This is a genomic window from Mesorhizobium sp. (assembly GCF_041661565.1).
Lineage (GTDB): Bacteria > Pseudomonadota > Alphaproteobacteria > Rhizobiales > Rhizobiaceae > Mesorhizobium.
The window spans coordinates 13,511-27,460 of record NZ_JBAZUD010000066.1 but is presented as its reverse complement, the minus strand read 5'-3'; the positions used below and the strand labels follow the sequence as shown (position 1 = coordinate 27,460).

The following is a 13,950-nucleotide window of genomic DNA, read 5'->3' as shown; positions in this document are numbered from 1 at the left end:
CCTCACATGCGCCCGCGGGCGCCTCCCGGATCATAAGGCGAATCGGCGATCACCCTGGCGGACCGGCGCTCGCCGAGGATCGACACTTCGAGCTCGGTACCCGGCGATCCGAGGTCCAGCGGCAGGAGCGCAAGTGCGATGTCGTGACCCAAAGTGTAGGAATAGCCGGCCGAAGTGACGTGGCCCACGAGCTTGCCGTCGCGATGAACGCCCTCGAAGGCGAACGCGCTCGCGCCGTCCGTGTCTATCGACAGTGTGACGATCCGGCGTGCCAGTTGCTTGTGCTTTGCCTCCAGTGCGACACGGCCGATGAAATCCTTATCGAGGCTGATGAAGCGATCGAGGCCGCTCTCCCAGGCTGATAGTTCGAGATTCATATCGCGATACATGGCCCGGTAGGATTTATCGAGACGCAGCGACTCCAGCGCCTGAAGGCCAACCAGCCTCAGCCCATGCGCCTCTCCCGACGCCAGGAACGCATCAAGCAAGTGCCGCTGGTAGCAGATCGGGTGGTAGAGTTCCCATCCCAGTTCGCCGGAGTAGTTGACGCGCAGCAGCCTCACGTCGCTGGCCATGCCGACGGTGCCGGACCGCACGCTGAACCATGGGAAGGCTTGGTTGGAGAGGTCGATCTCCGTCAACGGCTGCAAGACGTCCCGCGCTTTCGGCCCAACAATTGTGAAAGCGCCGCGGTCGTCGGTGACATTGCGCAGGTGCACACTGCCGTCCTTCGGCAACAGCCGGCTAAGGTCGTCAAAATTCCAGCGTTCGGCGCGCGGCGTCGAGATGAGGTAGAACAGGTCGCTCCGCAGCCGCGCCACCACATACTCGGCCTGCACGCCGCCGCCGGGCGTCAGGTGATGGGCAAGGACGACACGGCCGGGGTCCGGCAGCTTGTTCGCCAGGATTGCATCGAGCCAGCCGCCGGCGCCCGGTCCGCTGACCTCGAACTTGGTCATTGGCGTCATCTCGACCAGGCCAGCGGCCTTGCGAACAGCGTGCACCTCCTCGCCGACGTAATTCCCTTTGGCGGTCCAGCGCCAGCTGTAGACGTTGCGAGCTTCGACGCCTTTGGGCGCGAACCAGCTCGGCATCTCCCAGCCGTTCAACACGTCCCATACCGCGCCGAGCTGGCTCAGGCGGTCGTAGGATGGAGCCGTCTTCTGCGGTCGCGCCGCCGGCATGTCCTGGCCCGGATAGTGCTGTGCGGCGTGGGTGCCCCAGGCTTCCCTCACCTTTTCCCGGGTCCAGTTCTTGTTGGCGTATTCGCCGAACCGGCGGGGATCCAGTTCCGCCGTGTCGATGCTGTTGCCGCCCTCCACGATCCGCTCCGAGAGGTAATAGCCGATCGCTCCACCCCAAAGGATCCCGCCCGGCACGCCTTCGGCAAGCCAGACATTCTCCAGGCCCCAGGCCTGGCCCATCAGCGGCAGCTCATCGGCCGTCATCTGGAAAGGTCCTCGCACATTCCGCTTGATGCCGGCCCGGCCGAGCGCGGGAACCAACTCGGTGGCGCGCTCCCAATTCCAGGAAACGGCGTCGAAATCCTCATCCAGCAGATCAGCGCCGAACCATTCCGGCACGCCGTCTTCCGCGAACAGCTTGAGCTGTTCGGTCCGCTCATAGGGACCGAACATCAGCCCGTCGCCTTCTTCGCGCAAATAGCCTTCGTAACCCTCATCCCGGAGAATCGGCATCTCCGGAAGTCCAAGTCGCTTGCGTTCCACGATTTCGGGAACCGCCTCGGTGATCCAGTACTGATGCAGGATCGGGATCGCCGGAATGTCCAGCCCTAGCATGGCGCCCGTCTGGCGAGCGTAGTTGCCGGTTGCAAGGATGACATGTTCGCAGACGAAGTCGCCGCGGGTGGTCTTGACCATCCACTCGCCGCTCGGCATCCGCTCGAAACCAACCACCTCGGTGCCAAGGTGCACCTTCGCGCCGAGGTCTCGCGCACCCTTGGCCATGGCCTGGGTGACATCGGCCGGCGCAATGTGGCCATCGTCGGGATGGTAAAGGGCGCCGAGCATGTCCTTGTTGTCGAGGAGCGGCCAGATCTCCCGCGCCTCGGCCGGCGATACGATGCGCGCCCGCACACCCTGGACCTCGGCGACATCCATATAGCTTCTGTATTCGTCGAGCCTGTCGCGCGTGTTGGCAATGCGCAACTGGCCGCATTTATGCCAGCCGACCTTCTGGCCCGTCTCGGCCTCCAGCCCCTCATAGATTTCGATCGACTTGGCGATCATGCGGCCGACATTGCGGCTGCGCGCGTAAGAGGGAATGAGTCCGGCGGCATGCCATGTCGAGCCTGCTGTCAGCTGTGTTCGCTCCAGCAGGGCGACATCGGTCCAGCCGCGCTTTGCCAGGCCATAGAGGATGCCGGCACCCACGCAGCCGCCACCGACCACGACCGCACGAACGGAAGTCACCATAGGCACGAGCCCCTCAATGAGATGTCACCGAACCAGATCAACGCGCGTATAGTGTCAGACAGTGTCCGGCTTTTCAGCACATTTCCTAGTCCAAGCGCGGCAAGGCGGTTGCGCCACGTGGCAAGCCAGACAGCACGCTGCAATACCGTATGTGACCGGCGCGAATTGCGCTTCGCCCGCTATATTCCGATGGCCGCATTCGGTATCGGGACATGGTCCTCGTTGAGCAGCACGATCGGCGCGTCGATCCCTTCCACCTTGACGACGAGCAGGCGCAAGCTCCAGGTGCCGGCTGTCCGGGTGGCGGTCGAGAACGCGCTGCCCTTGCCCTTGGCGCCATGGATCGGAATGCTGAACTGGGCGTCGCCGGCTCCATTCGCATTGACATTGAGATGGCCACCGACCCAGAAACTGTCGTCCACATCGTCGCCGAGGGCATCCTTCACGCGGGCGTCGGCACGAACCTTGTCCATGGTCATGTGATAGGGGTCGCTGCCTTTCAGAAGATAGGGAATGCTGCCGACCATCGTCGCGCAACCGCCGATCCCGACCACCCAGACGACAAGCCCGGCAATTGCCCAGTTGCGTTGAGTCCTGCGAAACTGTTGCGCGTCACGCCACACGCGGTTTCGCCATGCCCACCGGCTGCCGCGCGCGCCAAGCATGATGATGACGATGATGTTGACGACCGGGATCAGCGCCAGCAGCGCGATGAAGGTGCTGTTGCCGATACCCCATATCCAGCTGAGGAAGAACGCGCCCCAGTTCCATCGGTCGAGCTCGGGCGGTATTTCGGCAGGTTGGTTGAGCGGTTCTCCGGCCATGACATCCCCCATGATCCATGCTGTCCAACTGCCGATCGGCTTGGAGGAACGACATGCATATCCCCGCTTCGGCGGCTCTGCTTGGGGGTATTAGATCACTGCCACGAAAAACCGTAAACGGTTTCTTGGCGGCAGCGGTTTGGAAGCGGCTCCCGTCAGGTCTTGCTGGACAGGCGCAGGAAATTCGCCTTCACGGCCCGGCTGGCAGGCGTCAGCGCGGCGCTGATCGACCGCTCCGCCGCAACGCCGTTGAACAGCGATGGGGTGCGACCGGAGAGGAGTTCAGGCCAGAAGCCCGACGCCGAACGCCAGAAGGACATCTGCGCGGCAAGCACGCCTTCGGCCATCGCAACGGTCTTCTCGTTGACCGCGAGCGCGGTTTCCGTGCCCCAGGGCTGCCTGCTGCCGGCGTCCATTACCATCAGCGGCAGGCGCATCATCGCCACCATAGGCGCCAGCATCAGATCGGCGCCGATGCTGGCTGCTTCTCGCGCCTGTCGGCTCTTGCCGGCTCTTCTCATGGTTTCAACCCCTTGTCGCGGCCAAGCCGCTGCCTCCCACACTACGCACGAGGGGATGAAGTTGTTCCTCACCACGAAAACATGTTTCTAGAAGGCTGGGCGGTCTCGTATCGAAAGGCCGCCCGGCCGAGGGTCAACTCTTAGAGCTTGCGCAGGTCGGCCTGAGCCAGATCCAGCGCCTTTCCAATGCGCTCGCAAGCCATGTCGATGGTGTCGTGGGTCCAGATCAGCGGCGGCGACAGGATCATCGTGTCTCCGGTGGCGCGCAACATCATGCCTTGCCCGATCGCGTGGTCGCGGACAGTGACAGCGGCGCTACCACCCGGCAGGAACCGCTCCCTTGTCGCCTTGTCCTTGACGATCTCGATCGCGCCCATCAGCCCGATCGAGCGCACTTCGCCGACCAGATCATGCCCGGCGATGCGCTCCTGCAAAGCCTTGGCGAAATAAGGGCCGGTATCGTTCCTGACGCGATCGACCAGCCCTTCCCGCTCGATGATCTCGAGATTTTTCAGGGCCACGGCACAGGCCACCGGATGACCGGAATAGGTGTAGCCGTGATAGAACTCGCCGCCCTTCTCGACCAGCGTCGCCGCGATACGGTCGCCGACCAGCAGCGCCGAGAGCGGCTGGTAGCCGGAGGTCAGCGCCTTTGCCGTGGTGATGGTGTCGGGCTCGATGCCGAAGGTCTGCGCCGCGAACCACTCGCCGGTGCGGCCATAGCCGGTGATGACCTCGTCCAGCATCAGCAGCACGTCATATTCGCGGCAGATGCGCTGCACTTCCGGCCAGTAGCTGGCCGGCGGGATCTTGACGCCGCCAGCGCCCATCACCGGCTCGCCGATGAAGGCCGCCACCTTGTCGGCGCCGGCTTCGAGGATCGCGTCCTCGACCGCCTTTGCCGCGCGAAGGCCGAAATCATGGTCGCTCTCGCCGGGCAGCCCCAGCTCAAACGCATAGGGCATCATCACATGGACGATGTTGGGCACCGCGCCGCCGAGCTGCTTGTGCATCAGATCCATGCCGCCCAGCGACGTGCCGGCGACAGTCGAGCCGTGATAGCCCATCTTGCGCGAGATGATGCGGTTCTTCTCCGGCTTGCCTTCCAGGGTCCAGTAGTGGCGCACGAGACGCAGAGCCGTGTCGTTGGCCTCGGAGCCTGACGAGCCGTAGAACACCTGGTTGATGTGCTTGGGAGCGATCTCCGCCAGCTTCTTCGACAACAGCACGGGCGTCGGCGTCGAGCATTTGAAGAAGGAGTTGTAGTAGGGCAGTTCCTTCATCTGCGCGTACGCGGCCTCCGCCAACTCGTCCCGGCCATAGCCGATGTTGACGCACCAAAGGCCAGCCATGCCGTCGAGGATTTCCGCCCCTTCGGAATCATAGATGAACGGCCCGTTGGCGTGGGTGATGATGCGCGAACCGGCCTCACGCAATTCCTTGTGGTCGGTAAAGGGATGCAGATGATGCGCGGCGTCGATCTGCTGAAGCTGCTTCAGCGAGTAGTTCTGGTAGGTCATGTCGGATCTTTCCTCTGAAATCATTCCGGCTATGCCGGGGCGAATGCTTCAGAGGCAAACAGGGGGCGAATATCCGATGCGGGCGCACAGCCGCAAAAGCTCGGCGCGCAGGGTGCGCGATGACGGTGTCACCGCGACCCGGAATGCGCGAGCCGATAGCCTAGCGAGATCCATGCACGGCACCTTAGAGCAATTCCACGAAAAGTGCGAAACGGTTTTCCGCCCGGAATTGTCTAAGAACCAACGATTCACAGCAAAGGGCGATGGAGATGAACTTCCCTCTCCCGCTAAGGCCGGAAACGCTCAGGCCTTGGCGCCCAGCGCCCTTTGCAGGAACACGTATTTCATCGCCGTCTGCGCCGCTTGCGGTCGCCGGTCGCCGCGCCCGCCATGTCCGCCTTCCGTCTCCTCGAAGAACAGCGTCCTGGCATGGCCTGCCTCCTGAAGCCGCGCGGCCATCTTGCGCGCATGGCCGGGATGGACCCTGTCGTCGGCGGTCGATGTGGTGAGCAGCACAGGCGGATAGGCGACACCTTCCTCGACATGCTGGTAGGGCGAATAGGCCGAAAGCCATTCCGCGTCTTCCGGCAGTGAGGGGTCGCCATATTCGGCCATCCAGGAGGCGCCGGGCGGCAGCTGGGTGTAGCGCAGCATGTCGAGCAACGGCACCTCGATGATGACGGCGCCGAAAAGCTCTGGGTGCTGCGTCAGCGAAACGCCGGTCAGCAGGCCGCCGTTCGAGCCGCCCTGGATGCCCAGCGACGAAGCCGTGGCGATGCCTCGCTCGACGACGTCCCTGGCCACCGCGGCGAAATCGTCGAAGCCGTTCTGGCGGTTGCCCTTCAGCGCCGCCTGGTGCCAGCCCGGGCCGAACTCGCCGCCGCCACGGATACAGGCCTGCACATAGGCGTTGCCCTTCTCCAGCCAAAGCCTGCCGCGTACGCCCGCATAGCCCGGCAACAGGGGCACTTCGAAGCCGCCATAGCCGTAGAGCAGCGTCGGCACCGGACCCTTCTGGTCTCGCCGCCTGACGACGAAATAAGGGATCATGGTGCCGTCTTTGGAACGGGCTTCGAACTGCTCGGAGATGAGAGGCCCGGCATCGAAGCGCGCCGGCTGTGACTTCACCGTCTCCAGCGTCTCGCCATTGTCGTCCGACCAGATGATCGAGCTCGGCGTCAGGAAATCGGTGAACGAGAACGAGACGCTGGAGCCGAAATGCTCGGCATGGCTGGTGCCGACCGTGCCGTTTTCCGGCAGCGCCACCGGCTTCATCGACCAGCTTCCGGCCTTGCGCTCGCAGACAAGAACCTTGCCGCGCACATTGTCCATCAGGCTTATGAACAGCCGGTCCTCGGTGCGCGCCAGGCCGCTGATCGACACGCGATAGGCCGGCTCGAACAAGGTTTCGACGGGTCCGAGCACACCCGTCTCGGCCCATTTCGCCAGATCGAGCGAATAGAGGCCGTCAGGCTTGCACAACGTTCCGTCCGGCGCCGTCCAAGGGCTGCGGACGCCGAAGACGAATTGATCCCGAAACACCGCCGTATCGGTCGTGTTGTCCGGCAGCGGCAAACGCCTGTTCTCGCCCGAGGGCAGCCGTACGAACATGTGCGATGCGAAGAAGTTGAGCGTCCGGGCCAGGAACACATAACGCTTGTCGCCGTCGAACTCGACGCCGGCGCCAACGGCGAGATCCTCCTTCTGCGCCTCGAAGATCGGCGTTGCCTCTTCGAGCTTCGTGCCGCGCTTCCAGAGCTTGACCACGCGCGGATAGCCGGACTCGGTCTTGTCCGCGTCCTCGAAGGCAGCCGAGACGATGACCGTCTCCTTGTCCAGCCAGCCAAATCCGGACTTGGAGGCCGGCGCCCGAAACCCGCCTTCGATGAATGACCTGGATTCGATGTCGAACTCGCGCATCTCGCTGGCGTCGCCGCCATCCGGCGACATCGACAGCAGGCAGCGGCTGAAATCAGGATAGAGCCGGCTGGCGCCGCTGAACACCCATTTGATCCCCTCCTTCGCCGCAAGCTGGTCGAAGTCGAGGATCGTTTCCCACACGGGTTTCTCGGTCTTGTAGGACGCGACGGTCGTGCGGCGCCACAGGCCGAGCGCATTGGTCTTGTCCTGCCAGAAATTATAGACATGGCCGGCGATGGCCGTGCCAACCGCAATGTTGTCCTCGGCCGTCATCAGGTCGAGTGCGGTCTGGAACGAAGCCTGATAGGCCGGGTCGCCCTGGAGTTCGCCGACCGTCACCTCGTTCTGCCGATGCACCCAGTCGAGCGATTGCTCGGACGTCCTGTCTTCCAGCCAGAGGAAGGGATCTTCGGTTGCGGATACGGGCTTCGTGATGGGCTTGGTCATGGAATCTCCGATAGGCGATGCGTCGGCATGCAACATCGACATGCCGTGTCCGATATTCAATAGCCAGGCGCGTGGATCGAGGATGCAACCGCAGCCGCTGGCCAGTCGCGGTCACGCGCGCCCGCGTCGGCGGACCGACGCGCGATAGAGCGCGAAGATGACCAGCAGCGCGTCGAGACAGGCGATCACGACCGGCAGTCCGAGCGGGCCGATCGCCTGCATCAGCAGCCCTGCCCCGGGGGGACCGACAATGCCGCCGACGCCCCACATCAGCGCGAAGGCGGAGTTGCCGGCGACCAGGACCGAGCCCTTGAACCTGGCGCCCAATTCGACCAGCGCCATTGTGTAGACGCCGTAGCCGACCGCCCCCATCACCAGAAGCACCAACCAGACCAGCGGTGTCAGGATCAGCAGCGGCAACAAAAGGGCGCAGGCTGTAGTCGCCAGTGCGCAGACGATGATCATGGCGCGGCCGCCGAAACGCTCGGCCAGCAGGCCGAGTGGAATCTGCAGCAGGATATTGCCCAGCGAAAGCGCCATCACCAGCGCGGCGAGAACGGCTTCAGCCAAGCCGTAGCCGCCGCCGAAGACCGGCAGGAGCGCATAGGTGCTTTGCTGGACGGCCGCCGAAACCAGCACCGCCAGCAGCAGCGCCGGCGCCATCCTGGCGAAGCCCAAGAGGCCGCCACCTGATTGTCCGTCATCCTCGAAACCGGCAAGATCCGAAGAGACGGCGCGCAGGATCAACGCGCACAACAGGAAACCGATGACGCCGACCGCGAATGGAGCCCAACCCGACGTGCCGATCAACGTCAACGCGAACGGCCCCGTCGCATAGCCGGCGCCCAGCACCGTGTTGAACACCCCCATGACCCGGCCGCGGCGGGACGGCGGCGCCAGCGACAGCGCCCAGACCTCGCCTAGGACATAAAGCGGGTTGATGACGATGCCGAGGACGAAGCGAATGAGGAACCAGCCGACCCAGTCCTGGAGATAGCCGATGCCCAGGAAACAGAGCGCGCCGATCAGCGAACAACCCACCGCCAGCGTGCGCGCGCCGACCAGCCGCACCGCCGCCGGCACGAAGGAAGCCGACAGGATGAGGCCGAACGGCATCATGGCGGCCGACAGGCCGATCAGCGCCGGCGAGAGGCCCTGCTTCTGCATCAGCAGCGTGAACAGCGGCGAGCTCAGTCCCTGCGCCGCGCCGAACATCGCCAGCGCCGCGGTGACGCCGGCAAGCGGCGCCCATTTTAGGGGCGGCTCGGCTGATTGAAGGGAGGACGTCATTGCGGCTCGCGGTCGAGAGTCGGGCAACCCCTATCGGTCGGACGCTGCTTGCGAAAGCCTCAGCATGATGAAATCGGCGATCCAGCCGCTGCCGTTCGGGCATGTCGCTTCCCTCGCCCTAGTGGTCGCCGCCTCCGCACTGACCGGCGGAGCGCCGGTCCATTATGCCGCCCGCTGTCGCATCGTACGAGGACCATCATGACCGCCGCCCTACAACCCGCAGAACCGGCCCTGGCACCGGACCGTGCCCGCCGCGGCGGCCGCGCCGGAAAGCGCGCCGGCGGCTCGGCCGCGTTCGAACAGCCGGCTTTCCGCCAGATGCGCAACCCACTCGCGCCGACGAAGCTCGTTTCCGAGGACGAACTGGAATCGATCCACCTCGCCTCCTTGCGCGTGCTGCGCGAAATCGGCGTCGATGTCCTGCATGACGAGGCTCGCCGCATCATGAAGGCGCAAGGCGCCGACGTGCGCGAAGGCTCGGAGCGGGTGCGCTTCGACAGTGACATGATCCTCGACCTTGTCTCGAACTGCCCGTCCGAATTCACCATGCATGCGCGCAACCCGGCACACAATGTGCGCTTCGGCGGCGACAATCTGATCATCTCGATGATGGCCTCGGCCCCCAATTGCTCGGACATGGATGGCGGCCGCCGCCCAGGCAACCAGGCGGACTATCGCAATTTCCTGCGCCTTGCGCAGATGCACAACATCCTGCACTGCACCGGGGGCTATCCCGTCGAACCGACCGACATCCATCCGTCGGTCCGCCACCTCGAATGCGTTCGTGATCTTGCCACGCTGACGGACAAGGTGTTCCACATCTATTCGCTGGGCAAGGAGCGCAATGTCGACGGCATCGAGATCACCCGCATCGCGCGCGGCGTCAGCCACGAGCAGATGCTGGAGGAACCGTCGGTCTTCACCATCATCAACACCAATTCGCCGCTCAAGCTCGACGTGCCGATGATGGAAGGCATCATCCAGATGTCGAGCAAGGGCCAGGTGGTCATCGTCACGCCCTTTACCTTGTCGGGCGCCATGGCCCCCGTGACCATCGCCGGTGCGCTGGTGCAGCAGAATGCCGAGGCGCTGTCCGGCATCGCCTTCGCCCAGATGGTGCGCAAGGGCGCGCCGGTCGGCTATGGCGGCTTCACCTCCAATGTCGACATGAAGTCCGGCTCGCCCGCCTTCGGCACGCCCGAATACATGAAGGCACAGCTCGTCGGCGGCCAGCTTGCCCGCCGCTACAACATCCCCTACCGCACCTCCAACACTTGCGCCGCCAATACGGTGGACGCGCAGGCGGCCTACGAAAGCGTCTTCTCGCTGTGGGGCGCCATCCAGGGCGGCGGCAATCTGATGATGCATGCGGCCGGCTGGCTCGAGGGCGGCCTGCGCTGCTCCTACGAGAAGACCATACTGGACATCGACCTCCTGCAGATGGTGGCCGAATTCCTGACCCCTTTGGACCTCTCCGACGAGGCGCTCGGCTTCGACGCCATCCAGTCGGTCGGCCCCGGCGGCCACTTCTTCGGCACCCAGCACACGCAGGACCGATACAAGAACGCCTTCTACTCGCCGATCCTCTCCGACTGGCGCAATTTCGAGACCTGGGCCGAGGCCGGATCGCCGACAGCGATGGAAAAGGCCAACAAGGTGTGGAAGGAACGGCTGGCGTCCTACGAGGAACCCTATATGGATCCGGCCATCCGCGAGGAACTCAACGCCTTCGTCGAAAAGCGCCGCTCCGAAGGCGGCGCGCCGACCGATTTCTGATCAGTGGTGTTGGTTGAATTGATCGTTCGTATGGATTTGATGAACAGTCGACCCCCACTCCGTCGAGCTTCGCTCGACACCTCTCCCCCGATCGACGGGGGAGAGGAAGAGCGCGACCTCATGCCGCCTGGCTCCTTTCCTCTCCCTCCGGAGGGGGGAGAGGTGGCGCCGCGAAGCGGCGACGGAGTGGGGGACGGCGTTCATGAAACGCGAAGTCGCCGTAGAACAGGAACAACGAAACGGGCGCGGACACTGCGGCAGTCAGGCAATCAAGCGGAAGCATTGCTGTGGCTTGAGCTAAAATCACGCAAGCTTGGCGGCAATCGCTTTACCCGCCAATTCTCCATTGGCCCCTTTTTTGCAGACTTCTGTTGCCGTGAAAAATGGCTCGTCGTCGAAATCGACGGCTCACAACATGCCGGTAGTTCCTATGACCGCCGCCGCGATGATTTCATGCGAACCCAGGGCTATTCGATCCTCCGCGTGTGGAGCCATGACGTCCTGAAACACCGCACTTCCATCTGCGAAACCATCCTCGGCGCGCTCGATGGCAGAATGGCCGAAAACGTCGCCGCATCCGATCTCCGCTTTGTTTTCACACCTCACTCATCCGACTCAATCCCTTCAAAAACGGACCTATCTTTATGAAATCCCATGTAAAAGCGGTTGTCATCGGCGGCGGCGTCGTCGGCTGCTCGGTGCTCTATCATCTGGCGAAGGCCGGCTGGACCGATATCATGCTGATCGAGCGCTCGGAGCTTACCTCCGGCTCGTCCTGGCACGCGGCCGGCGGCTTCCACACGCTGAACGGCGATCCCAACGTCGCCAAGCTGCAGGCCTACACCGTGCAGCTCTACAAGGAGATCGAGGAAATCTCCGGCCAGTCCTGCTCGCTGCATCTGACCGGCGGCGTCATGATGGCCGATACGCCGGAGCGCATGGATTTCCTGCGCCTTGCGCACGCCAAGGGCCGCTATCTCGGCATGGACACCGAACTGATCACGCCGTCCGAAGCCAAGGCGATGTTTCCGCTGATGGACGAGACCAATTTCGTCGGCGCCATGTGGGATCCGGTCGAGGGTCACCTCGATCCGTCCGGCACGACCCATGCCTATGCCAAGGCGGCCAGGAAGCTCGGCGCCGAGATCGTGCTGCGCAACCGCGTCGTCGAACTGACGCAGGAGGTCGATGGCACCTGGAACGTCGTCACCGAACAGGGCACGGTCAAGGCCGAACATGTCGTCAATTGCGGCGGCCTGTGGGCGCGCGAGATCGGCCGCATGGTCGGCGTCGAATTGCCGGTACTGGCCATGGAGCACATGTATCTGCTCACCGAACCGATGCCGGAGGTCGAGGAATTCAACAAGTCCACCGGCCGCGAAATGATCGGCGTGCTCGACTTCAAGGGCGAGATATACACCCGGCAGGAGCGCAACGGCATCCTGCTCGGCACTTACGAGAAAGCCTGCAAGCCATGGTCGCCGGTCAACACGCCGTGGGATTTCGGCCACGAACTGCTCCCGCCAGACCTCGACCGCATCGCGCCGTCGCTGGAAATCGGCTTCAAGCATTTCCCCGGCATCGAGAAGGCCGGCATCAAGCAGATCATCAATGGCCCCTTCACCTTCGCGCTCGACGGCAACCCTTTGGTCGGCCCGGTGCAGGGCCTGACCAATTTCTGGTGCGCATGCGCCGTCATGGCCGGTTTCAGCCAGGGTGGCGGCGTCGGCCTGGCGCTGTCGAACTGGATGGTCAATGGCGATCCCGGCTTCGACGTCTGGGGCATGGATGTCGCCCGCTTCGGCGAATGGGCCGGCCTGCGCTACACCAACGCCAAGGTGCGGGAAAACTATTCGCGCCGCTTCTCCATCCGTTTCCCCAACGAGGAACTGCCGGCGGCCCGCCCGGCGCAGACGACGCCGCTCTACGACACCATGCTGGCGAGCAATGCCGTCATGGGCGACTCCTGGGGCCTTGAGACGCCGCTCTGGTTCGCGCCGAAGGGCAAGGAGCCGAAGGACATCGTCTCCTTCCACCGCTCCAACGATTTCGGCCCGATCGGCGAGGAAGTGCGCGCCACGCGCGAGCGCGTCGGCGTCACCGAGATCGCCAACTTCGCCAAATACGAAGTGTCGGGCCCTGGAGCGGAAGAGTTCCTCAACCGTCTGATGACCAACCGCATGCCCAAGACCGGCCGCATCGTGCTCACGCCGATGCTCAATGAATTTGGCAAGCTGATCGGCGACTTCACCATCGCCAAGGCCGGTGAAGACCGGTTCATGATCTGGGGCTCGTCGGCGGCACAGAAATACCACATGCGCTGGTTCGAAAAGCACTTGCCAGAGGACGGTTCGGTGCGCATCCACCGCTTCGACCAGACGCTGGTCGGCCTGTCGATCGCCGGGCCGAAGTCGCGCGACCTGCTGCAGAAGCTGGTCGATGTCGACATCTCGACCAAGGCTTTCCGCTTCATGGATTTCCGCGAGATGGCGGTCGGCGGCGCGCCCTGCATGGTCAACCGCATCACCTACACCGGCGACCTCGGCTACGAGATCTGGATGGCGCCAGCCTACCAGCGCCTGGTCTACAAGGCGATCAAGGACGCCGGCGAGGAGTTCGGCCTCGTCGATTTCGGCATGCGCGCATTGCTGTCCATGCGCCTGGAAAAGAACTTCCCGACCTGGTTCCGTGAATTGCGTCCGATCTACGGACCCTTCGAAGGCTCGATGGACCGTTTCATCAAGCTGGAGAAGAACGACTTCATCGGCCGCGAGGCCGCGGCCAAGGAACACGCCGAAGGGCCGAAGCTGCGCCGCGTTTCCTTCATCGTCGATGCTGCCGACGCCGACGTGATGGGCGACGAGCCGATCTGGGCCAAGGTCAGCAGAGACTACGGCACGGTGGAAAAGCCGCATGGCTACGGCGCGCCGCGTTTCGACGACAAGGGCAAGGAAGTGCGTGGCTCCAAGGCCGCCGAAGGCGCTTCCGCCGTGCGCGGCATCGTCGATGGCGAATGGCGTGTGGTCGGCTGGGTGACGTCGGGCGGTTATGCCCACTATGTCCAGAAGTCGATGGCGCAAGGCTATGTGCCGGCGGCATTGGCCGAGGACGAAAGTGCGGGGCTGTTCGAGATTGAGATCCTCGGACATCGCCGTCCCGCCCGCATCAATATCGAGGCGCCCTTCGACCCCAGCGGCGAGAAGATGCGGACCTGAGC

General features: G+C 63.8%; 9 protein-coding genes. 3 read left to right on the top strand and 6 right to left on the bottom strand.

Annotated features, from left to right (window positions below; translation table 11 throughout):
• Positions 1-2 precede the first annotated feature (2 nt).
• The 6 genes from WC739_RS13705 to WC739_RS13680 form a co-directional block, all read right to left on the bottom strand.
• Positions 3-2,435, bottom strand: a complete 2,433-nt coding sequence (locus WC739_RS13705) for an FAD-dependent oxidoreductase (RefSeq protein ID WP_372953571.1) — start codon at positions 2,433-2,435, stop codon at positions 3-5.
• 179 nt (positions 2,436-2,614) lie between these two features.
• Positions 2,615-3,259 (bottom strand): cytochrome c oxidase assembly factor Coa1 family protein, encoded by a 645-nt coding sequence (locus WC739_RS13700; RefSeq protein ID WP_372953570.1) that lies wholly within the window; start codon positions 3,257-3,259, stop codon positions 2,615-2,617.
• A gap of 155 nt (positions 3,260-3,414) precedes the next feature.
• Complete coding sequence (locus tag WC739_RS13695; protein ID WP_372953569.1) at positions 3,415-3,780, bottom strand: hypothetical protein; 366 nt, start codon at positions 3,778-3,780, stop codon at positions 3,415-3,417.
• A gap of 140 nt (positions 3,781-3,920) precedes the next feature.
• A complete protein-coding gene (locus tag WC739_RS13690) occupies positions 3,921-5,300 on the bottom strand; it encodes an aspartate aminotransferase family protein (protein ID WP_372953568.1) in 1,380 nt (459 codons plus the stop codon).
• Between the two features lie 303 nt (positions 5,301-5,603).
• Positions 5,604-7,667, bottom strand: a complete 2,064-nt coding sequence (locus WC739_RS13685; protein ID WP_372953567.1) for a prolyl oligopeptidase family protein — start codon at positions 7,665-7,667, stop codon at positions 5,604-5,606.
• A 111-nt stretch (positions 7,668-7,778) separates the two neighbouring features.
• The gene (locus WC739_RS13680) at positions 7,779-8,957 is read right to left on the bottom strand and encodes an MFS transporter (protein WP_372953566.1); all 1,179 of its coding nucleotides are present in this window, start codon (positions 8,955-8,957) and stop codon (positions 7,779-7,781) included.
• 198 nt (positions 8,958-9,155) lie between these two features.
• On the opposite strand from WC739_RS13680, the gene WC739_RS13675 reads away from it, so the two are divergent.
• The 3 genes from WC739_RS13675 (at position 9,156) to WC739_RS13665 (ending at position 13,948) form a co-directional block, all read left to right on the top strand.
• Positions 9,156-10,733 carry a trimethylamine methyltransferase family protein gene (locus WC739_RS13675; protein ID WP_372953565.1) on the top strand — a complete coding sequence of 526 codons (1,578 nt, stop codon included), beginning with the start codon at positions 9,156-9,158 and terminating at the stop codon, positions 10,731-10,733.
• A gap of 162 nt (positions 10,734-10,895) precedes the next feature.
• On the top strand, positions 10,896-11,381 hold the full coding sequence (locus WC739_RS13670; protein WP_372953564.1) for an endonuclease domain-containing protein: 486 nt from the start codon (positions 10,896-10,898) through the stop codon (positions 11,379-11,381).
• Positions 11,378-13,948, top strand: coding sequence for an FAD-dependent oxidoreductase (locus WC739_RS13665; protein ID WP_372953563.1), 2,571 nt, complete (start codon positions 11,378-11,380; stop codon positions 13,946-13,948). Before WC739_RS13670 ends, WC739_RS13665 begins: the two co-directional genes overlap by 4 nt.
• Positions 13,949-13,950 lie beyond the last annotated feature (2 nt).

What these genes read in the sequence shown, in the direction of transcription:
- WC739_RS13705 (WP_372953571.1), bottom strand. Translation starts at nt 2,435, where the DNA reads ATGGTGACTTCCGTTCGTGCGGTCGTGGTCGGTGGCGGCTGCGTGGGT.
- WC739_RS13700 (WP_372953570.1), bottom strand. Translation starts at nt 3,259, where the DNA reads ATGGCCGGAGAACCGCTCAACCAACCTGCCGAAATACCGCCCGAGCTC.
- WC739_RS13695 (WP_372953569.1), bottom strand. Translation starts at nt 3,780, where the DNA reads ATGAGAAGAGCCGGCAAGAGCCGACAGGCGCGAGAAGCAGCCAGCATC.
- WC739_RS13690 (WP_372953568.1), bottom strand. Translation starts at nt 5,300, where the DNA reads ATGACCTACCAGAACTACTCGCTGAAGCAGCTTCAGCAGATCGACGCC.
- WC739_RS13685 (WP_372953567.1), bottom strand. Translation starts at nt 7,667, where the DNA reads ATGACCAAGCCCATCACGAAGCCCGTATCCGCAACCGAAGATCCCTTC.
- WC739_RS13680 (WP_372953566.1), bottom strand. Translation starts at nt 8,957, where the DNA reads ATGACGTCCTCCCTTCAATCAGCCGAGCCGCCCCTAAAATGGGCGCCG.
- WC739_RS13675 (WP_372953565.1), top strand. Translation starts at nt 9,156, where the DNA reads ATGACCGCCGCCCTACAACCCGCAGAACCGGCCCTGGCACCGGACCGT.
- WC739_RS13665 (WP_372953563.1), top strand. Translation starts at nt 11,378, where the DNA reads ATGAAATCCCATGTAAAAGCGGTTGTCATCGGCGGCGGCGTCGTCGGC.